20 protein-coding genes and 2 tRNA genes are annotated in these 20,224 nt (G+C 62.7%); 8 read left to right on the top strand and 14 right to left on the bottom strand.

Annotation, left to right across the window (positions count from 1 at the left end):
* Positions 1-39: 39 nt before the first annotated feature.
* The 4 genes from ACFRFQ_RS26365 to ACFRFQ_RS26350 form a co-directional block, all read right to left on the bottom strand.
* Entirely contained in the window at positions 40-708 is a 669-nt protein-coding gene (locus tag ACFRFQ_RS26365) for a 4-carboxy-4-hydroxy-2-oxoadipate aldolase/oxaloacetate decarboxylase (protein WP_378664420.1), read from the bottom strand.
* A gap of 25 nt (positions 709-733) precedes the next feature.
* Entirely contained in the window at positions 734-1,942 is a 1,209-nt protein-coding gene (locus tag ACFRFQ_RS26360) for an aspartate transaminase (RefSeq protein ID WP_378664418.1), read from the bottom strand.
* A 160-nt stretch (positions 1,943-2,102) separates the two neighbouring features.
* A complete protein-coding gene (locus ACFRFQ_RS26355) occupies positions 2,103-2,507 on the bottom strand; it encodes a DUF4259 domain-containing protein (protein WP_033235119.1) in 405 nt (134 codons plus the stop codon).
* A 26-nt stretch (positions 2,508-2,533) separates the two neighbouring features.
* Positions 2,534-3,148, bottom strand: coding sequence for a LysE family translocator (locus tag ACFRFQ_RS26350; protein WP_378664416.1), 615 nt, complete (start codon positions 3,146-3,148; stop codon positions 2,534-2,536).
* A gap of 351 nt (positions 3,149-3,499) precedes the next feature.
* On the opposite strand from ACFRFQ_RS26350, the gene ACFRFQ_RS26345 reads away from it, so the two are divergent.
* A complete protein-coding gene (locus tag ACFRFQ_RS26345; RefSeq protein WP_378664414.1) occupies positions 3,500-4,480 on the top strand; it encodes an alpha/beta hydrolase in 981 nt (326 codons plus the stop codon).
* A gap of 4 nt (positions 4,481-4,484) precedes the next feature.
* On the opposite strand, the gene ACFRFQ_RS26340 is transcribed toward ACFRFQ_RS26345, so the two are convergent.
* The 3 genes from ACFRFQ_RS26340 to hisC all read right to left on the bottom strand — a co-directional run bounded on the left by ACFRFQ_RS26340 (position 4,485) and on the right by hisC (position 8,265).
* Positions 4,485-5,354, bottom strand: coding sequence for an MYG1 family protein (locus ACFRFQ_RS26340; RefSeq protein ID WP_378664412.1), 870 nt, complete (start codon positions 5,352-5,354; stop codon positions 4,485-4,487).
* Positions 5,355-5,390: 36 nt separating this feature from the next.
* On the bottom strand, positions 5,391-7,088 hold the full coding sequence (locus ACFRFQ_RS26335; RefSeq protein ID WP_378664410.1) for a bifunctional metallophosphatase/5'-nucleotidase: 1,698 nt from the start codon (positions 7,086-7,088) through the stop codon (positions 5,391-5,393).
* Positions 7,089-7,188: 100 nt separating this feature from the next.
* Complete coding sequence (gene hisC / locus ACFRFQ_RS26330; RefSeq protein WP_378664408.1) at positions 7,189-8,265, bottom strand: histidinol-phosphate transaminase; 1,077 nt, start codon at positions 8,263-8,265, stop codon at positions 7,189-7,191.
* 61 nt (positions 8,266-8,326) lie between these two features.
* Between hisC and ACFRFQ_RS26325 the strand changes: the two genes are divergently transcribed.
* From ACFRFQ_RS26325 to ACFRFQ_RS26315, 3 genes are all read left to right on the top strand, one after another.
* Positions 8,327-9,043: a dienelactone hydrolase family protein gene (locus ACFRFQ_RS26325; protein WP_378664407.1), complete on the top strand. Its 717-nt coding sequence runs from the start codon at positions 8,327-8,329 to the stop codon at positions 9,041-9,043.
* A gap of 96 nt (positions 9,044-9,139) precedes the next feature.
* Positions 9,140-9,231, top strand: a tRNA-Ser gene (locus tag ACFRFQ_RS26320).
* Positions 9,232-9,313: 82 nt separating this feature from the next.
* A tRNA-Arg gene (locus ACFRFQ_RS26315) sits at positions 9,314-9,386 on the top strand.
* A 139-nt stretch (positions 9,387-9,525) separates the two neighbouring features.
* Here ACFRFQ_RS26315 and ACFRFQ_RS26310 read toward each other — a convergent pair.
* Complete coding sequence (locus ACFRFQ_RS26310; RefSeq protein ID WP_378664405.1) at positions 9,526-10,761, bottom strand: amidohydrolase family protein; 1,236 nt, start codon at positions 10,759-10,761, stop codon at positions 9,526-9,528.
* 369 nt (positions 10,762-11,130) lie between these two features.
* Between ACFRFQ_RS26310 and ACFRFQ_RS26305 the strand changes: the two genes are divergently transcribed.
* The 3 genes from ACFRFQ_RS26305 (at position 11,131) to ACFRFQ_RS26295 (ending at position 13,926) form a co-directional block, all read left to right on the top strand.
* Positions 11,131-11,949: a MurR/RpiR family transcriptional regulator gene (locus ACFRFQ_RS26305; RefSeq protein WP_378664403.1), complete on the top strand. Its 819-nt coding sequence runs from the start codon at positions 11,131-11,133 to the stop codon at positions 11,947-11,949.
* An 80-nt stretch (positions 11,950-12,029) separates the two neighbouring features.
* Positions 12,030-12,671 (top strand): dihydrofolate reductase family protein, encoded by a 642-nt coding sequence (locus ACFRFQ_RS26300; RefSeq protein ID WP_378664401.1) that lies wholly within the window; start codon positions 12,030-12,032, stop codon positions 12,669-12,671.
* 67 nt (positions 12,672-12,738) lie between these two features.
* Positions 12,739-13,926 (top strand): cation:proton antiporter, encoded by a 1,188-nt coding sequence (locus tag ACFRFQ_RS26295; RefSeq protein ID WP_378664399.1) that lies wholly within the window; start codon positions 12,739-12,741, stop codon positions 13,924-13,926.
* Here the strand turns inward: ACFRFQ_RS26295 and ACFRFQ_RS26290 are convergent.
* The 5 genes from ACFRFQ_RS26290 to ACFRFQ_RS26270 are packed head-to-tail and all read right to left on the bottom strand — an operon-like array spanning position 13,923 to position 18,361.
* On the bottom strand, positions 13,923-15,161 hold the full coding sequence (locus ACFRFQ_RS26290; protein ID WP_378664397.1) for an alpha/beta hydrolase family protein: 1,239 nt from the start codon (positions 15,159-15,161) through the stop codon (positions 13,923-13,925). The genes ACFRFQ_RS26295 and ACFRFQ_RS26290 overlap by 4 nt on opposite strands.
* A gap of 29 nt (positions 15,162-15,190) precedes the next feature.
* Entirely contained in the window at positions 15,191-15,886 is a 696-nt protein-coding gene (locus ACFRFQ_RS26285; protein WP_378664395.1) for a DUF998 domain-containing protein, read from the bottom strand.
* Positions 15,887-15,895: 9 nt separating this feature from the next.
* Entirely contained in the window at positions 15,896-16,300 is a 405-nt protein-coding gene (locus tag ACFRFQ_RS26280) for a very short patch repair endonuclease (RefSeq protein WP_378664393.1), read from the bottom strand.
* Positions 16,301-16,321: 21 nt separating this feature from the next.
* Positions 16,322-17,185, bottom strand: coding sequence for a hypothetical protein (locus tag ACFRFQ_RS26275; protein ID WP_378664392.1), 864 nt, complete (start codon positions 17,183-17,185; stop codon positions 16,322-16,324).
* 30 nt (positions 17,186-17,215) lie between these two features.
* Entirely contained in the window at positions 17,216-18,361 is a 1,146-nt protein-coding gene (locus tag ACFRFQ_RS26270; protein WP_378664652.1) for a DNA cytosine methyltransferase, read from the bottom strand.
* Between the two features lie 248 nt (positions 18,362-18,609).
* Between ACFRFQ_RS26270 and ACFRFQ_RS26265 the strand changes: the two genes are divergently transcribed.
* Complete coding sequence (locus ACFRFQ_RS26265; protein ID WP_138871429.1) at positions 18,610-19,197, top strand: putative glycolipid-binding domain-containing protein; 588 nt, start codon at positions 18,610-18,612, stop codon at positions 19,195-19,197.
* Between the two features lie 14 nt (positions 19,198-19,211).
* Here the strand turns inward: ACFRFQ_RS26265 and ACFRFQ_RS26260 are convergent, their stop codons facing one another.
* Positions 19,212-20,183, bottom strand: coding sequence for a prephenate dehydrogenase (locus ACFRFQ_RS26260; RefSeq protein ID WP_378664650.1), 972 nt, complete (start codon positions 20,181-20,183; stop codon positions 19,212-19,214).
* Between the last annotated feature and the right edge of the window lie 41 nt (positions 20,184-20,224).

Raw genomic sequence — 20,224 nt, 5'->3', positions numbered from 1 at the left:
TTTATTAACGTCGGGCGGTTAACAAAGGCGCACAGCAGGTTATTCGACTACCAAGCCCTTGGCTTCCAGGAGCGCTGTCAGATTGCTTACCTCGAGCGGGGTTTCGCCCTGCTTGTAACGCTCGATGTACCCGGCTTCGGCTTCGTCGCGGGCGCGCGAGAGTTCGATCGCCTCGGCAACCTCCTCGCGGCGGATGACGACAACGCCGTCGCAATCGCCCTTGACGACGTCACCGGGGTAGATGACCTGATCGCCGAAGACGAGGGGATGGTTGATCGGGCCGAGTGATTCCTTGACGGTTCCCTCGATGTACACGTGCTTGGAGAAGACGGGGAATCCGAGTTCTCGGATCTCGCGGGTATCGCGTACTCCGCCGTCGGTGACCAGAGCGGTAATACCTCGTGCCACACAGGCATTGGCCAGGACGTCGCCGAACTGGCCGGCTGCCTGATCACCCGACGAGACGATCAGAACGTCGCCCGGCTGGGCGTAGCTGATCGCAACCTGCAGCATGAGGTTGTCGCGAGGATGGCACTTGACGGTGAAAGCTGAACCGCAGAACTTCATGTCGCGATCGATCGGCTTGATCGCCGGATGCAGCGAACCTTTGCGTCCCTGTGCCTCGTGAATCGTGGCCGCGGAGAACGTCCCCAGTTCGGCAATCAGGTCTTTGTCCGCGCGGTCGATCTTGGTCTTGACGTGAATCATATTGTACTCCAGAAGGTATGGAAAATCAGGAAAGGCGTTCGACTGCGTCGGCGATCTGTGCCGCGGCCTTTTCGAGGACAGCCTCCGACGTGGCGAAGGAAATACGGAAGTACGGCGATGCGCCGTAGGCCGAACCCTGAATGGTGGCAACCGACGCTTCGTCGAGGAGGTAGAGGACCAGATCCTGGTCGGACTCGATCACGGTGCCGCCCGGTGTCTGCTTGCCGATCAGGCCGGCGCAGTTGACGAAGAGGTAGAACGCGCCCTGCGGAACGACGGGTTCGAGTCCGGGGATCGCACCGAGGAGCCGAGCCGAGAGATCGCGTCGAAGGCGGTAGCTCCGAACGGATTCGGTGAGAAAGCTCTGGTCGCCGGTAAGAGCTTCCACCGCTGCAGCCTGGCTGATCGAGGATGGGCAGGAAGAACTCTGCCCCTGCAGTTTGTTGATGGCACCGATCAGACCGGAATTACCGAGACCGTATCCGAGCCGCCACCCGGTCATGGCGTGAGACTTCGAAACGCCGTTGGTGACCAGCACCTGATCGCGAAGGTGCGGGGCGACCTGCAGCAGACTCGGGATCGGAGCGTCGCCGAAGTTGATCTCGTCGTAGATCTCGTCGACCAGCACACTGACGTGGGGGTTAGCCTCGATCACGTCGGCGATGGCCTGCAACTGCTCGCGGGTGTACACCGATCCGGTGGGGTTGCCCGGGGCATTGAGGATGACCCACTTGGTATTCGGGGTGATCGCAGCGGCGAGAGCTTCGGGGGTGAGAAGGAAGTTGTCGGACTCCTCGCAGTTGACGATCACCGGAGTTCCGTCGTGTGCGAGCACCATATCCGGGTACGAAACCCAGTACGGCGCGGGAACGATGACCTCGACGCCGGCTTCGACCGTCGCCATCAAAGCGAGGAAGATGACCTGCTTCGCGCCGCCGCCGACGGTGATCTGGTTGTCCGCGTACTGGATTCCGGTTCGCGAAGCCGCGCGCGCTGCGATCGCCTCGCGTAGTGCCGGGATGCCGTTGACTGCCGTGTACTTGGTCTGGCCGGTGTTGATGGCTGTGATCGCCGCCGACTTGATGTTGTCCGGTGTGTCGAAGTCGGGCTCACCGACCGTGAGGTCGAGTATCTCGCGGCCCTGCGCCTTCAGCTCGCGCACTCGTTGTGCGGCAGCCACACTCGGCGACTCCCTGATTCTGTCGACGCGCGCAGCCGGAACGAATGTCGCCATGATGGTCTGCTCCTGGGTCCGGGGTGAGCGTGGATTCCCGTCGTCGACGAGTCACAATTCTCACTCGGTGATCCGTTCGACCATAGGGGTCTACCAGGGCATCTGACCAAGACCGAACCGTTGTGGCCCGATAAGCAAACGTGATGGAGCGCCGCCGAAATCAGACCGACAGCACGCGCAGATCTTCGAGACCGTCCACGACGGGTATCCGCCAGGCCGCGAGCTCTTCCGGCCCCTGCTCGTCCCACAGCTCGAACAGTTCCGAATCGGTCGACGCGATGGTGCGTTCCACCATTTCGATCAGCCACGTGAGCCGCTCACTGGTCAAGGCGTCGGCAAAGGCGTCGAGATCAAGTTCCTCGACGGCAGGATCGCGTTTGCGATCGGCGCGCACGATCAGCACCAATTCGAGCAATGCGACGGCGATCTGACCGCCGTCCACCTCGAGGTAGTCGTCCTCGAATGCCCATTCCACGGACTCGAAGGTGAAATCACCGTGCCCGATGGATGCAATCAAATCCCCCGCACCGTCGTTCTCGAACGGTCCCGATCCCCACGCGCCCACTGTCTGCTCTTCTCCGATGTGTCGACTCAGCGCGCTTCGAGCGCGATCTTCGCTCCGAATCCTAGAAGAACCGTGCCGGTTATGCGCTCCAGTGCCTGCCGCACTTTCGGCTTCTCGAAGGTGCTACGGGCCCGGGAGAGCAGCACGACGTAGGCACTGAGCCAAGCGATGGAGATTGCGGCGTGGATGAGGACCAACAGCGCGAGTGACGGACCCGTCGGCCATCCCGCAGGAACCAGTTGTGGCAGCAGGCTGGTGTAGAAGACCGCAATTTTGGGGTTGAGCAGGTTGGTGGTGAAACCGGTTTTCCAGGTCCCGGCCTTCTGCGAACGTGGAAGACTCTGTTGCATCCGCGACGTGCGGCTTCCCCACAGCGCTCGCGCACCCAGATAGATCAGATAGGCGGCGCCGGCCAATTTCACGGCGGTGTATGCCTCCGCGGAAGCAGCCAGCAGGGCCGACAAGCCGAGCACGGTCAGCAAACCCCACACGAGCAGTCCGCTGATGATGCCAACCGCTACCCGGAAGCCGGACGATCGACCGCCGGTCAGCGATGCCTGCGTTACGACGGCCATGTCCGGTCCCGGCACGAGTGTGAGGAGCGCCAGAACGGCGGCAGCGGCCAGGAGGGCGGAGATCATGCACTCAGTATGGGGAGTTGCCTCCTTGTGAACAAATCATGTCGCGTTGAGTCGGAACTGCGTGGACACGCCCGAAACGGCAACGTTTCGGCGAATCCGAGGACAAAGTTATCCACACTGTGTAGAACCCTGTCAGTCGAGGTAGGTGGAATAACCTCGATGTAATTCAGGTGGTTGTGCACAGGTTATGCACAGTCATGGGCGGGATGTGAATGAAGTTATCCACACCTGTGTGTGCATCGGTGGAGAACTAGCCAACAGTGACGCATACCCGGCGTGCGATCCACTCAAACGAGGGTTGCCCACGGTGCGATCAATCGGATCGGGCGGTATGTGAGAAGGTGCTCACTTATGCGGACGTCAGTGGCATTCGGAGTGGTTCTCTCGTTGTGTGCAGTCGGCGTAGTCGGCGCCGCCCAAGCAGCCCATGCAGAAACAGTCGCTCAGATCGATCGGATCGAACAATTGACGCCCACCCGCAGTGCAGTCTTCGTCGACTCCCCGTCGATGGGTCGCGAAGTTCAGGTTCAGGTTCTGCATCCCGTGAGCGCTCCGGGCACTCGGCCCACGTTCTATCTCCTCGACGGGGTCAGCGCCGGTTCCGAATCGGAGTACACCGAAAGCACGTGGACGCAGAACACGGACATCGAGGCATTCTTTGCCGACAAGGATGTCAATGTGGTTCTGCCGGTGGGAGGTACCGGCAGTTTCTATACCGACTGGCGCAGCAACGACCCGAACCTCGGTGTGAACAAGTGGGAGTCGTTTCTGGCCCGGGAGTTGCCTCCCCTCATCGACGAGGCCTTCGACGGAAACGGTACCAATGCCGTCGGCGGTGTATCGATGGGCGCGCTCGGTGCGGGCAACCTGATTACTCGGAATCCGGACTTGTACACGGGATTGGCTTCGTACAGTGGATGTCTCGACACCACGCAGTTGTATTCGCAGGACTTCGTGCGTGCGACGGTGGCCAGCAAGGGCGGTGACGCCACGAATATGTGGGGGCCGGCCGGGGATCCGGATTGGCTCAGTCACAATCCGTCGAACAACGTAGAGGCGTTGCGCGGCAAAACGATCTACAGCTCGGCGAGCACCGGACTGCCCGGAGCGCACAACACAGCACTCACCCTCGATGGAGTGACAGCGATAGTCAGGGGCGGACCACTCGAAGCGCTCGTCAATTCATGCACCCAGTCCTTCGAGAGCAAGCTCGAAGGACTGGGTGTCGCGGGAGTGTTTGCGTACCGGGACAGCGGAACCCATTCGTGGCCGTACTACCAAGACGCACTGCATGATTCCTGGCCGACGCTGCAAACCGCGCTCGGTCGCTGAGGGTCTACGCGGCGAGAGCCAATTCCAGCAGCTTCATGGCATCGTCGCGAGTGTGCGCGGCAGCGATGAATCCGGCCTTGTGGCAGAACACGGACGAGTCGACGCCGGTTTCGGCCGCCAGATCCGAACCGTTGAGGCCGCGCCACCCCTCCGGCAGCAGCTTTCGCGAACCGAACTTGGAATCAGCCGGCTTGACGGTCTGAATGGACCAGCCGCCGTTGGTGTTCGGGAAGATCGTGAACAGCAGCTCCGGCTGAGCCGACGCTGCGCGGCCGTGCGGAATGAAGCGTTCCAGCACGACGAACCGCGGATCCGAAGCCTTGGCGTACGTGTCGGCGAATTCCTTTTCGGCCGCTGCGTCACCGGCGTACTTGGCGCGCAAGCGAATCAGGATCTGCGTTGCGAGAACAACCGCGAGCTCGAATTGCGTGTCGAACTCCTCGTCCGTGGACGAGATGGGATTGAACAGATCCAGAACCGACGACAAGTCGAAAGGCTTGGTACCGAAGTCGTTGAGGGTGTAGATCTCCTGGCCGTTGTCGACGGCGTCGATGCCCTCGACCAGGCGGCCGTCGATGCGGCGGCACACGGACTCGTCGCCGTTGCAGAACTTCAGGCCGTATTCCTGCCACAGCAACCCGAAGGCCGAGTACAGGATGCCGTTGCTGCGTTCGCCCGCGCCGCGCTGATGGTGGTCGAACCGGCCGGCTGCCGGCTCGTAGCGTCCGCCGACGTCGAGCACGATGTCTGCGCTGTTCAGGACGTCCTCGTCACGGGTGCGGACGACGGTGGCGTCGGGGTACAGCTGCTTCAGGAGCGATACGCCGAAGACGTCGTCTGCGTGGAACTTGCCGTTATGGGTCGCGATGATCACCAGTCGAGACTAGGCAATCGGCTCGCTGATGCCTATTCAGCCGACTGCGCGGATGCGATCGGTGGCCGGCGCCGAGACCGGTGAGCCGGAGGTGAACAGGGCAACCAGGGCGTCGAGGTCGGTTCCTGCTCCGGCCATTTCCGTGGCGCTGCGAAGGGCAGTGAACCCGTCGCCGCCTTCGGCGAGGAACTTGTTGACGGCAACACGATAAACCGCGTCTGGGTTGATGTTTTCCCCGTTCAGGCGCATATCCGAGATTCGTGAGCCTGCGGGAGCCTTGCGATCGAGGGCGTACGTGAAACCAGCTGACGGGGCCAGGATTCGTTCGAACGCCGCGTATTCCGGCGAGAATTGAAACTGCTGTTCCAAAGTGTTTTTCAGTACGGCGCCTGTGATCGACAGCACCTCGAGGCTGTTGCCGAACGGTTGCACCGCGTGAGCTTGGCGGTACGTCACAGTTCCGGCATCCAGGTCTTCGCGCATTCCACCGGGGTTGGTCAGCGCGATCTGTGCCCCTCGCGGAGCACCTGCCGCCAGTTGAGCGTCGGCAACAAGATTGCCGAGGGCGGATTCACCGCTGGGAACCTGGTCACGCGTCAGGTCGGCAGTGCTTGTCCCGACCGGACGTTGCGCTACTTCAGCGGCCGCATCCCACGCTTTTTCGGCTAGGGCCGCGGTATCGGGGTCCGGCGAAATATCGTGTGTCACTATCTGATTGAACGACGATGTCTGATCTCGCAGTACGTCCCGAGTGGTGCGGTCGATCACGACGTCCGCGACGGAGACGATGCGACCGTGCGACGCGCCCTGCATCACCACGCGGGGATTTCCGGCGGGGTCGGGATATTCGCAGTTGTACTGCTGATGACTGTCCGCGGTAAAAATGACGTCGACTTTCGAGGATGCGCGCAATGCGATGTCGCGAGCCGGGCCCGACGTGACATTGCAGTCGTTGGGGCCACCCGCGATGTCTGGTTCGTCGCCGCGGTGCAGCAACACGGTGATGGCTTTGACGCCGAAGAAGTCGAGGACGTCTGCGGTGCGATCGATTGCCTCGACCTCGTCGCCGAATTTCAGGTTCGAGACGCCGTCCGGTGCCACGATCTGAGCTGTGTTGCTAGCAGCAATCGCGATCACTCCGAGGGGAACGCCGTCCACGATGTTGACCGTGAAGGGCAGCGTTGCCGGTGTGCCGTCGGCGTACGTCATGTTTGCGGCCATCAGCGGGAAGTTGGCTCCGCCGAAGGACGGACTGAAGGTGCACGCGTTGTCCGCCGAGCACCCGCCCGATTCCATCCGGCGGAATTCCGCGAGCCCGTCGTCGAGTTCGTGATTACCGATCGCCGACGCGTTGATCTGCATGCGGTTGAGAAGTTCGACTGTCGGTTCGTCGTTGAACATCGCCGATTCCAGCGCGGACGATCCCCAGTTGTCACCGACCGAGTACAGCAGCGAATTCGATGCCTGGCCCCGCAGCTGGGACACGTACGCAGCGAGGTAGGCGGCGCCGCCCGCGGGGGTGTGCGAACCGTCGGCCTGCATGATCTTGCTGCGTTCGCCTTCGGGTGGCAGCAGCGAGCCGTGGAGGTCGTTGAACGCGAGCAAGCGGACGGAGAGGGTATCGGTGCCTTGAGTCCTAACTACATCGGCACCGGCCACACCCAGGGAGGTAGCGGTTGTTGCGAGGAGAGAAGTCGCGAGCACAGCACAGGCGCGTGTGATGCCTCGCGTCATACGTCGTGCTCCTTCGTCCGGACCGGTTTTGAGCCTTCCTGAGTGTGCCTGGCCGTGAGAACGAATTCTAGGGCTGGGCGTAACAGTTATGTATCAAGTGTCACGCGCTGACGCCGATTCCCGCCAAACGCTTTGCTTCTTCCGTCAAGGCGAAGGCAAGGAAGGCGTCGTTCTCGTCCGGGTCGCCGATGGTCATGCGGACGCCCTCGGTGCCGTACTGGCGGATCAGGATGCCCGCTTCGGTACTTGCGTCGGCATAACCGGGGGAGAGTTCACGGAGCGGTAGGTAGACGAAATTCGCCGACGATTCGGGAACCGTGTAGCCGGCCTCGATCAGCGCGGCTCGAACGCGAGTCCGCTCCGCGATGACGGCGTCGGTGCGGGCGAGGAGCTCGTCGGCAGCAGCCAACGACGCGATGGCGGCGGTCTGCGCGAGCGCGCTCACCGAGAACGGTGTGTGGACCTTGCCGAGCGCGACGATGATTTCCGGATGGGCCACCGCGTAACCCACCCGAATCCCGGCCAATCCGTACGCCTTCGAGAACGTGCGCAGTACAACCACATTCGGGCGATCGCGGAAAAGCTCGATGCCATCGGCATCGGAACGGGAGTACTCGTAGTACGCCTCGTCCAGCGCGACGACGACGCGGGGCGGGACGGCGTCGAGGAACTTTTCGAGTTCCTTCTTCGACAGCGCGTTGCCGGTCGGGTTGTTGGGGTTGCAGATGAAGATCAGGCGCGTGCGGTCCGTGATCGCGGCAAGCATCGCGTCGAGGTCGTGCCCGAAATCCTCAGCCAGGGGAACCTTCACGGACACCGCGTGGCCAACCTGAGTCACCACCGGGTAGGCCTCGAAGGAGCGCCACGCGTAGATGACCTCGTCGCCCGGATCGCACGTGACCTGCACCAACTCCTGGCACAGTGTCACAGAGCCGCAACCAGCAGCGACGTTTGCCGGTTCGACGTTCAAGAATGACGCCAGCGTCTCGATCAATGCCACCGCGCCGTTGTCGGGGTAACGATTCGCGTGCCCGACGGCCTCGGCGACGGCATCGCGGACGCTGGGCAACGGGCCCAGTGTCGTTTCGTTGCTCGCGAGTTTGATCGCGCCCGGAAAATTGCGTCCGGGAACGTAGGCGGGGATCGAAGCGAGGTCGGGGCGAATGTGTGGGGTCACAGTCCGATTATGCGCGCTCGCATTCGGTGCGCTCGAGCCGTCCACGTGTCAGAGTAGGAACATGTCGGGAATGTTCCGAGATGCCGCGAATCTGCGGGTGGCCGACGGCGGCGTCGCCACTGTGCCACTGACCGTGGTGGAACCCGACGGCCCGACCCGTGGCGCGATCGTCGTATTGCACGAAGCGAGGCAGTTCAGCAAAGCGCTCCTGGAGTTGATGGCGGCCCTCGCTCTCGACGGCTGGTTGGCCGTCGCCCCGCATCTGTTTCACCGCGAGCCCGAGCACATCCAGGGCGACGTTTTCGGTGACAACCTTTTTGCCGACGTCGATGCGACCCTCGATTGGCTGACGGGCCGGGACGTGCCGGCCGATACGGTCGGAGTCCTCGGCTTCGATGCGGCCGGCACCGCGGCCATGCTCGTCGCAACCAGTCGACCTGTAGGTGCCGCTGTGAGTGTCGCTGCCCGCGGGATCGTCGAATCCCTGTCCGTCGACGCGCAGGCATTGGTCGACGCCGCACGGTCTCTGCAAGCTCCGTGGCTCGCACTCTTCGGCGAGGACGACCCCGACACCCCGCCCGAGCACGTCAACCGATTGAGGGAAGCGACGGCCAAGGCCGACGTGGCGACCTTGGTGGTGAGTTACACCGGGCTGTCGCATCGAGCCGACGAACCACCCCAGGTGCCGGAAGGCCGGGACGAGGACGACCCGTGTGCAGCCGCGATCATCGACGCCCGCACCCGGATCTTCGACTGGTTCGACGGCAACCTGCGATAACGCCAGCTGTCGGGCCTCTGACCACTCGTTTTGCCTTTGGTGGTGAGAAGTGTGTAATCTTTCGTCCCGGCGGTCCGAAAGGATCGGAACCCCCAGGGAGGCGTGCCAGAGCGGCCGAATGGGACTCACTGCTAATGAGTTGTCCCTTTTACGAGGGACCGGAGGTTCAAATCCTCTCGCCTCCGCCACGCCGGTGATTTTGACCGGCGGGTAAGAAATGATAGAAAGTACGACGGCAAGACACGCAAGACCAGCAAGACAACAGAACATGCGCCCGTAGCTCAACGGATAGAGCACTTGACTACGGATCAAGAGGTTAGGGGTTCGAATCCCTTCGGGCGCACAACAGAAAGCCCCTCACCAGCAGGTGAGGGGCTTTCTTGTATCCTCTGAACCTTGTAGTCTCTGAACACTTTCACACGGGTTCAGTCGCTGTTATGTCCGTCACTTCGACACGGTACGTCCGACGAGTTCCGATTCAGTTACCGAGTTGTCGCGATATCGGTCACACCGCCGCCGTGGATCACGTGCCGCAAGTACCGCTCCGGAGTGGTGAGGACAGTGAGATCCTCGACTGGGTCCCCGTCCAATACGAGGAGGTCCGCGTGAGCACCCGGGGCGAGTGTGCCGATCTCGCCTTCCATGCCGAGCAGGCGAGCAGCAGTGCTGGTGGCGCTGCGGATCACATCGAGGATCGGCTGAACGCGCGCGCGGATCGTGAACTCTTCGAGTTGTCGCGTCTGCAGATGCCCGAGCAAGTCGGTGCCGTAGACGAGATTGACTCCTGCCCGGTGGGCCTGTTCGAGCGCACTGACGGCCGCTGTGCGAACCTCGTCGAGCTTCTTCAGTGACCCTGCGGACAGGCCGGATGCGGCACCGGCCTCGTGCATCGCCTTGTACGTGATGATCGTCGGTACCAGGAAGGCGTCGTTCTCGACGAGCAGGCGGATCGACTCGTCGTCGATGAGGTTGCCGTGCTCGACGCATCGCACTCCGGCCCTCAGCGCTTGATTCACCGAGCGTGGGTGGTAGGCGTGCACCGTGACGTACCGATTGTGGTTCTCGGCCTCGATGACAGCCGCACGTATCTCTTCCTCCGTGTACTGGACAGCTGAGATCTCGTCAGTCGGGGATGCGACCCCACCGGAGACAACAAGCTTGAGGTGATGCGCGCCCTTGCGAAACTCGTCCCGGGCCGCGTGGCGGACGGCATCGACGCCGTCCGCGATGCGGCCGAAGTCGGGTTTCAGCTGACAGCAGGGCGCAGAGGTGTCATTGAGAGAGCGGAAGTCTCCGTGGCCACCGGTCTGCGAAAGTGCTTTACCTCCGAAGATCAGTCGCGGCCCAGGCACCAAGCCTTCCTGCAAGGCTCGGGCCATTCCGTGGTCGGCGCCACCGACATCACGCACGGTCGTGAAACCGCGTCGGAGCATGTCGCCCGCTGAGCGCAGCGCTCTCGAAGTCGTGTAACTCGGCGCCCAGCCGGCAATTTCGGAGGTATTTGTCGTCGTCACCAGTATGTGCACGTGGGCATCGACCAAGCCGGGCATGACGGTGCCCCCACCGGCATCGATGATTCGAATGTCACCGTGCGAAGCGGGCGGCTGCCCCACTCCGCTGTCGACGATCCGCCCGTCGGCGATATCGATCCACGCATTCTTCTGCCGCTCGCCCGTCGAGGGTTCGAGGGCGTGGGCGTTTACTACCCGAGTATGCATAGTCTCTCCTTGAAAATGCTTGATTGTTGCCTGTGAGCTGCGGGAATTCTCTCGTCGAGGCTGGGTCGCAGGTTGGTGCATCGAAGTTTGCGACCACAGCCACGGCCAGAATGCGTGCAACATTAGATGCTTAATCGTGATTCATGCAACACTTTGTTTGTCGCTCGCGGCCGGACCACAGCGACGACGTTCGTCGCCGGCACGAAGCGCTCGACTGCGCCCGCGCGAGCCGAGTTTTCTCGAGAAGTCCTGGGAGTTGTGGGTGATAGCGTGACTTCGATCGGTGAGGTGTTTCAGGTCGTCATCGACGCTTGATGCCCGTGTATCAGATGCAGCGAAAAGAGGCACTTCGAGGTGACGGTGGGGACGATGCTCGCGCAAAGGGCAGAGCGCGCGAACCTCGGAGCTCAGGCCGATCGAGTCCTGCAGGTTCTTGCGCAGATGCCGCAGTTCGCCTCCTATGCATCCGGCCGCGAAGTCGCCGAGCGCGCTGGGGTGAATGTCTCCACTGTCGTGCGGACCGCGCAGCAGCTCCAGTTCGAGGGGTGGAGCGATCTTCGTCAAGCGCTCCGGACCGAGTATCTCGACTCACTCGTAACAACGAATCCCGAGCGTCCCGAATCAACGGAGGCGGCGGCGCACATGCTGAGGCAGGACGTGTCAAACATCGCCGCCGTCTCGTCCGCGGCCAACGTCACCGCCATCAAGAGCGTTGCCGACGCGATGAAGGCGGCCCGCCGAATCGTGGTGATCACCTCCGGATCCGGTGCGGGACCCGGACAGATACTCAGTTACCTGGCATCCATTTACGGATACGACATTCACCTCGCTGCAGGATCCGCAACGTCGCAGACGGTTCACGTGTCACACCTGGACGAACGCGACTGCGTCATCGTCATCAATGTTTGGCGCCTCACTCGTTCGTTGCGTGGACTGACCCGTCTTGCGCACGAGCGGGGCGCGACTGTTGCGGTTCTCACCGACCTCCACTCGTCACCCCTGAACGCAAACGCCGATCACGTCGTGATCACTCCGATCGAGGGGGTCTACGTGACCCCATCGCTGACAGCCATGGTCGCCGTCGTCCAGGCCATCCTCGCCGAGCTCGAAAGCTCCGATTCCCGTTTTTCGGCCGGCCGCATCGAGCAGGCTTGGGAGACGCTCAGTCTCATGGACGATCAGGCTTGATGCATACGCCGCGATGAGTTTGACCTCTCCGCCGAGTCTGAACACAGGTATCACCATCCTCGAGAGTGTGGGAGCGCACAGTGAATCAGCTACTACGGGTCCAGAACTTCAACATCTCCAGCGACGGAGTCGCCGCGGGTGAGAACCAGAGTTTCGAGAGTCCGTTCGGGTTCGACCATTCCGATATGTTTGCGTGGGCCGGAGCCACGGCCAGCTGGCCGAATCGAACCGATCCCGGCGGCAGCCGCGGCCTCGACGACTACTTCACTCGCGACTTCGCGCAGAACATCGGTGCCGAAATCATGGGCCGCAACAAATTCGGATTCCAGCGTGGACCCTGGAAAGACCTCGAGTGGCAGGGATGGTGGGGCGACGAGCCGCCGTTCCACACGCCGGTATTTGTCATGACCCACCACCCGAGGCCGTCGTTCACTCTGTCCGACACCACTTTTCATTTTGTCGACGCAGACCCGGCGACAGTGCTCACGCAGGCCCGTGAGGCCGCGCAGGGCAAGGACGTCCGGCTCGGCGGTGGTGTGACCACAGTCAGGGAGTTTCTCGACGCGGATCTTGTCGACACCATGCACGTCGCGGTTTCCCCGCTCGAACTCGGATCCGGACTCCGTCTCTGGGATTCACCGGACGAGTTGCGCGACCGCTTCCATCTCGAGATCGTGCCGAGCCCGAGTGGGGTAACCCACCACCTGTTCTGGCGGAAGTGACCCATGGTGGTGACGCGCCGTTGACGTGATCGCAGGCACATCTGTCCTAAATGCCCGATAATGATCCGTGCCTTCAATTGCCTCGTCGCTGTTCTGGATCGCGCTGATCGCCGCGCTCGCGCCCTTTGTCGCGGGCCTGTTCCCGCGGCGCCTGGTGCCGGAAGTTGTGCTGCTGTTGGTCGCCGGCGCGGTTGTCGGGCCGTTTGCGCTCAACCTGGCGGCGGACAGCGAGGCCATCGAGATCCTCCGGGAACTGGGACTCGGCATGCTGTTCTTGCTCGCCGGCTACGAGATCGACCGCAAGGAATTGAGCGGTGCTGGTGGTCGGCGAGCGCTGTACACGTGGCTGTTCTGCCTCGCTCTGGCGTTTGCGATTGTCGCGCTACTGGGGGCGCAGGGTGTGATTTCCGCAGAAGCGGCGGTAGCGATCGCGATGACGTCGACGGCGTTGGGTACCTTGCTGCCGATTCTCAAGGACAACAAGATCCTCGACACCAGGCTGGGGCGAACGGTCCTCAACCACGGCGCTGTCGGCGAACTCGGCCCCGTTGTTGCGATGGCCGTATTACTCGGTGCGCGTGGCGCTGTCCTGTCACTACTGGTCCTCGCGGCATTCGCGCTGATCGCGGTGATTCTTGCGGTGCTGCCGACAAAGCTGATTTCGCGGGGATCGTGGACGCACCGGCTTGTCCGTTCCGGTGAGGACACCACAGCGCAGACGACGGTTCGCCTGACGATCTTGCTGCTGGTCGGATTGGGCGTGCTCTCGGCCGTGTTCTCTCTGGACGTTGTCCTCGGCGCCTTTGCGGCCGGATTTATTCTGCGACGCCTGATGCCCGACGGTGACGAGCGACTGGAGATCAAGCTCGACGGTATCGCTTTCGGTTTCCTCATTCCGATCTTCTTCATCACGTCCGGTATGGCAATCGACGTGTCGGCGGTCGCGGAAAATCCCACTGCCCTGCTGGCTTTCCTGGTTCTCATCGTCGTGGTTCGCGGTGTGCCAGTGTTCCTCACGACGAAGTTCGAAAAGGTTGAACCACCCTTCAGCGCCAGGGAGAGTGCGCAGGTCGCGCTGTACGGGGCTACCGGTTTGCCGATGATCGTGGCCGTCACCGGAGCTGCTGTCAGTGCCGGTCAGATGTCGTCGGCCAACGCGTCGATTCTGGTGGCCGCGGGCGCGATCACCGTTCTGTTGCTCCCGATGTGTGTAACGCTCCTGAATCGTCCGGCGAAGGTCGGTGTGGCGGTCTAGAGCCCCAACTGCTCGTCGAGCCAATCGAACATGCGTTGGTCGGTGAGACGTCGGGCCATCGGCTGGCAGTGAAAGCTCGCGCCCTCGGCGGCCGTGAACGGAACCAGCGTGGTGGGCCCGCCGGACAACGAGGCGAGGCGTTGCGATTGCCCCGGCCAGAACTGTTCGTGTTCGGGATCGGTAATCAGCAGGGGAGTGGTGATCGAGCCCGCAACATGTTCGAGGCGGTACTTCCGAACCTCGGCGAGAGTGTTGTAGTACCCGTCAGTCAAGTACGGCCGGGCTCGGAAACGCCAAATACGAGCCGTTTCCTTCGACGCTCGCAACCCCATCGCCATGTCGCGGTCGAAGGCGTCCGCCTTGCCTTCTTCCAGCAAATTCTGCATGCCGCGCGGGATGTGGACGAGCCACGACGCGGATACGTCGACCACACCGGGGTCGGCGATTGCCGCGGCGATCCGATGCTCGAAGGCCAAAGACTGCGGCACCCAGTAACCACCTTGACTGACGCCGTACATCGCCAACTTCGACGCGTCGACGTCCGGTCGGTCGATCAGGAAGTCGACGACAGGGGTGATGACAGCTTCCCAGTCGTGGCGGAACGGAACATTGTTCTCGAACAGCATGGACTGCTGGCCCGGTCCGTCGAACATCAGCACGTTGTAGCCGCGTTCGAGTGCGCCGGCGCCGCCGTTGACCCACATCGAACTGATGGGGCCGTCGCTGCCGTTCACCAGGATGAGCGTCGGGCGTCGTACATCTCCGGGCGGGCGGAAGAAGTACCCCGGCATCGTGGTGTCCTCGTACGGAATCCGCACGCGCTCCACGGGTTGCGAAGTGGTGTCGACAAACCCGTCCCACGCGGCGCGGTGGTGGCGGAAGGTGGGAACAAGAACCGAATCGTCACGCAGTCCGTCGACGGCGTTGACCGCAACACCGAAGTACGACGCCGCCCGCAAGTACGCACTCGACGCGCTGCGCGGGTGTCCGGCACGGGCGGACTCCTCGGCTTCCTCGAAGATCCGCGATCCGAGGTCGAACCACGCGACGTACCAACCTTCGTGGTCTTTGTCGCCGACTTCAGCGATGGCAGCAAGCACTTCTCCGGTATCGGAGCCGCCGTACGTTGCATGGCCGAGGAGGACTCGCAGTTCGTAGTCGAAGGACTCGTTGCGATAAAACCCCGTGGTAAACGCCTGATGCGGGTGGGAGAAGAACGTCGACGCGAGTGACATGGGCACACCCTTCGGTAGGTCCGTGTATGTCAGGATCGCCCGAAATCGCTGTTCAAAAACCTTTCCTGTTGCCGCACTACCGCACAACCCAGGGTGCACAGCCACAAAGACATTCCCAAAACCTGTGCACGTTGGGCGATTCCCAAGCCCAGGTTACCTCCGCCGGCGAGCGCAATACCGTTAGTTGTCAACATCCACACCGTCGCAAGGGAAGTCACGATCAGAAGGCCCAATCCGACGGTGCGCAGTAACGGATGCTCGCGATAACGGAAGGCGCCGACGGTAAATGCGATCATCGTGGTGAAGATGGCAAAGACCGCTACGCTGCTGGTCAGGGCATGAACGTGATGCAGTTGCGGCAGCAGTCCGCCGGGTGCGCTTGCCTCACAATCGGGTCCAGAGCAGTCCAGCGGAAACGACGCGTCCGCGATGGTCGCCATACCGAACACCGCCAGCGCTACCCAGCCCGTCACGTAAAGCCTGCGTCGCTGCGTAACCAGTAGCCCGAGCGTGGCGGCCACCAACAGCAAGACCGCGGAGACGATGTCGGCATTCCCGAATACGTCGCGGTACTTCTGATTTGCCGCGTCGAGTTCGCTGAGGAACGACGTCACGGGGTCGAGTCCGGTGTCGAGGAAGAACTCCAGAATCCACGACGAGTACACGATTCCGCCGAGAATCAGTGCCACAGCCAAAACCCACCGAGCCCCGTTGCGTTCCGTCACGCTGAAAGCTTACGGAGCCAGAAGGGTGTTCCGGACGCGTTCGGCTGCCGTCAGCGGATCTTCGTGCTCCCAGATGCGGATGACGGTCCAGCCCTGTTCGGCCAGGCGTGCGTCGGTGTCACGGTCTCGCGCCACATTGGCGGCCAACTTGTCGGCCCACCACTGCGCATTGTTCTTCGGGTATGTCGCGTGTATCGGGCAGCAGTGCCAGAAACAGCCGTCGACGAACACGGCCACCTTCCGCCGCGGAAACACCAAATCGGCCCGTCTGCGAACACCTTTGACGGGAGCCCGATCGACGAAGTACCGCAACCCGCTCCGATGCAGTTCGCGCCGGATCGCGATCTCGGGTTTGGTGTCGCGTCGACGTTGCGCGCTCATCCGGGCGCTGGTTGTCGGATCCGTCGCGGGCACGCTCATTCACCTTCGTCGGGCTCAGCTGTCGGAGTCGTCGCTGTCATCCGGGTCTGACCACGTGGGAGCAAACCTGTTGCGACGCTCCACTTCACCGTGCACTATGGTGACAAAATCGTCAAACGAGAGTGTTTGGGTCTCGGTGGGGCGACCGTTGCGGGGAGGCGGCTCGTCGACGTCGAAAAAGCGTACGGCGCCATCGGTTTCGTACAGTCCGATGAACACCTTCTCGAAGAGGTCGTAGCGTGTGTCCTCGGCACCCAGATCAACCCACGCCTTACCCGGAACGCCGACGACGGCACGCTTGCCGCGGCCGGAACGCTTCGACAGCGTGGTGACATGGTGGGCGAACGAGGATTTTCCGGTGTCGCTGGTCTTGGTGGGGTCGCCGTCGTCGCACGTGGAATACGGCTCGAACATCACGGCGACCAGAACGCTGTACGGCTGGCGTTGATGCAAAACCATTGCCTCGCCGCGTAATTCGTGATCATTGCGGACAATGTTCTTGGTCCAGCGGCCGAGTTTTCCGCTGCGAGGACTGTAGTCCTGGAAGTTGTACGTCTTGATCGACACGCACAGGATCAAGCCGAGGGTGGGGTCGAGCGCCTTGACGTCCAAGCGCTTTCGGCCCTTGGCGACATCCACCGTTGCTTCCTGGCCCTCGCCCGTCGCGGTGGGGGTGATATTGGGGTACAACGGGCGCAAGGCGTCGGCCACGGTCTGCGCGAGTTGATTGGAAAGCCGCTGGGCGTAGTTCTTCTTCTCGCCGCGATCGGCGTCTGCGGCAGGTTTGTCGCCCGCGAGTCGCAGTGCGTCCCACAGTGGTTCGTGCTGGGGTTCCGGAAACAGGGTCTCCGGTTCGGGGAAGAGTGAGTCCTCGATCATGTAACTGCCCCGCTCATGCAACTGCCCCGCTCATGCAACTGCCTCGGGATATCCGCCCATCCGCTCGAGATGGCTTTCGACGTCCTCGATGAATCCGGGGATGAAGCGGAGATTGCCCATGCGTGCGCGTTTGAGGAAGCCCGCAGTGGCCCGGGCGGACAGCAACCGGGTGTCTTCGAGGAATCCGCTCAGATCCTCGTAGTCGTGTTGAACGGGCCACGTCGAGGTGTGGACGCGGAACGCTTGGCGGTTTCGGCCCCATGCGGCGCTCGGCCAGGCGTCGCCAGGTTCGAGGGGCGTCTCGCTGTCGGCGTCGTATTCGATGGGATCGCCCAGACGGCTACCCACCCACGACGCCATTCGCACGCTCACGGCATTGCCGACGAGCTTCCAGCGATGGCTGTGTCGTAGGCCGGGAACGTCGACGGCCGGCAGTGTCCAGTCGGGATCGAAACCCTGCAGTCGTTCCGCGTCGACCAGGCCTGGTGTGACGATCTCACCGGACGGCAGCCGCACCGCCGGCTGGCTGGGGATTCCGACGGAAGATCCACCCTTGAGCGTCGGTACGGCGTTGACTGCCCAACCGAGTCCCCGGGTGCCTTCGGTCCAGTAGAAGCCGCACGGGAAATCTGCCGGGTCGCCGCCCAGTCGTTCACCGGCATCTTGGCCGAAGAGGATTTCGCGGGGATCTTCGGTACGCGATGCCAGCATGATGACGCGCTGGCGGCGCTGCGGCAGGCCGAATGCCCGGGCGTCGACAACGCGGTACGCCCACGTGTAACCGAGGTCTTCGAGGGCGTCGGTGATGTGGCGCATCGCGGCGCCCTTGCCTAGCTGCAGCATGAAGGGAACGTTTTCGATGACCAGCCACCGCGGACCCTTTTTGCGCTTGACCAGTCGGAATACCTCGTCGACGAGACCTGAGCGGGCGCCGGTGATGCCCGCAGTCTTGCCGGCCTGAGAGAGATCCTGGCAGGGAAAGCCGGCAGCCACCAAGTCGATGTCGGCGGGGAGCGCGCGCAGTTTCGTGACATCGCCGTGCAACGGGACATCCGAGAACCGGGAGCGGAGAACAGCTTGGGCGCCTGGGTCGATTTCACACAGCAGTTCGGTGTTCCACCCGTGCTCCGACAGACCCAACTCGAGCCCGCCGATACCGGCAAACAACCCCACCATGCTTTGCGACGACGTCACAGCACCCTTCCTCACGAACCGACTTGTAAGCACGTTACTCGAGAAGTCCGACAGCTTTTGCCACAACTTTTTGCGTACCGGCATTCCGCACGTATCGGCCGCCGAATTGGACTGTGAATCGCCTTACACACGCAGTCCCAGGTCACCGACGCCGCCGAAAAGGTCCCTGATCGCGGTAATAATCACCAGCCAGCAGTGCTCTCGAGGGCATCGTCCATTACCGTGGTCGGGTGAGCATCCAACCTTCCGATAGCGCATCCTGGCCTGCGGTATTGACCTGGCAGGCGCACAACGCTCCTCGCATGGAGTCGGTACGTGTGCAGTTGAGCGGCAATCGCATCAAGGCGTCAGGCCGGATCATCGGTGGCGCGTGCAGCGAACATCCCGCATTCAGTGCGTCATATGACCTGGTCACAGACGAGGCGGGCATCACGCGCCGGTTGTCGGTGCGAACCGCCCTCGCTGCGGGTGAGCGTCAGATGTCGATCAGCCGCGACGAAGAGGGAACCTGGATGGTGGAGAACGGCGCCAACCACCAGCGCTCCTCATTTTCCGGTGCGCTCGACGTCGACGTGATCCTCAGCCCGTTCTTCAACACCCTTCCCATCCGGCGCTTCGGCCTGCAGAACGACACCGAAGACGTCGAGGTGCCGGTGGTGTACGTCAACCTTCTGGACCTGCGCGTCGAGGCCGCAACGATCACTTACAGCAGCGGTACCGACGGCATCAGCGTGCTTTCGCCCGTATCGAGTGCAACGGTGACCGTCGACCACGAAGGATTCATCCTCGATTACCCCGGACTGGCCGGCCGGATCTAGCCAGCAGCGCAGATTTACCGGCGTCGCCGGATCACGCCACCACGGCGGCCGGCGTCGCGCATCTGGTCGATCCAGTCGGCTTCTCCGACGCTCACATCGGTGATGTCCCAGCGTTCATGCGATTCGTAGGCTCCGCGGGCCGCGAATCCCGCATCGACGAGTTCCGCTGTCGAACCGTGCGCGTGCAGTTCGCTTCGCGCGCTCTGCAATAGGGCAAGAGCCTCGTCCAGTGCGACCAGGAGGGCGTCGCGGTTGCCCTCGCACATCGCCCGCACCAGAGATGGGGCACTGCCGGCCACGCGGGTGCCGTCGCGGAACGATCCCGCAGCCAACCCGAGAGCGAGTTCACCACCGGCAGCGCCGGTAATCGCCAACGATTCGGCGAGAAGGTGCGGCAGATGCGAAATCCGGGCCACAGCCCGGTCATGCTCGAGAGACTCGGCCGGAACGACGACGGAACCGCAGTCCAGAGCAAGGTCCGCTACTTGCGTCCACACCTGCGCGTCGACGCCGTCGTCGGTGGCCACGACCCACACGGCGTCGGCGAACAGATCTGCATCGCCGACAGCCCAGCCTGACGCCGAGGTTCCGGTCATGGGATGGCCGCCGACAAATCGGGCATTCAGGCCACGACGCTCGACGGCTGCCTTCACCTCACCCTTCACACTCACGACGTCGGTGATCGGGTTGTTCGGGGCATGTGCGGCAATGGCTTCGAGGGTGGCGTCGACAGCGGGCATGGGCACGGCGATCACGATGATCGCGCCGGTCTCGTGAGCTTTCCGAAGAGTGAGCGCCAGATCGGTGTGTGCTTCGAAACCGTCGGCACGCGCCGCGTCCGCCGACTCGCTCGAACGGTTGTAACCCCACACCTCACGTCCGGCGCGGGCAGCGGCGCGCAGCAGCGAACCACCGATCAAACCGAGGCCGAGGACGCAGACGGGAGGGGCAGAATCGGTCGCAGACACACGTTCAGGTTGGCATATCCGGACTCGGACTTCTCTCACGGGCACTAGCCGGGCTACCG

Source organism: Rhodococcus sp. NPDC056743, from assembly GCF_042790355.1.
GTDB lineage: Bacteria > Actinomycetota > Actinomycetes > Mycobacteriales > Mycobacteriaceae > Rhodococcus_F.
Note: the sequence above shows the minus strand (reverse complement) of the source record. Positions and strands in the feature narration are given on the sequence as shown.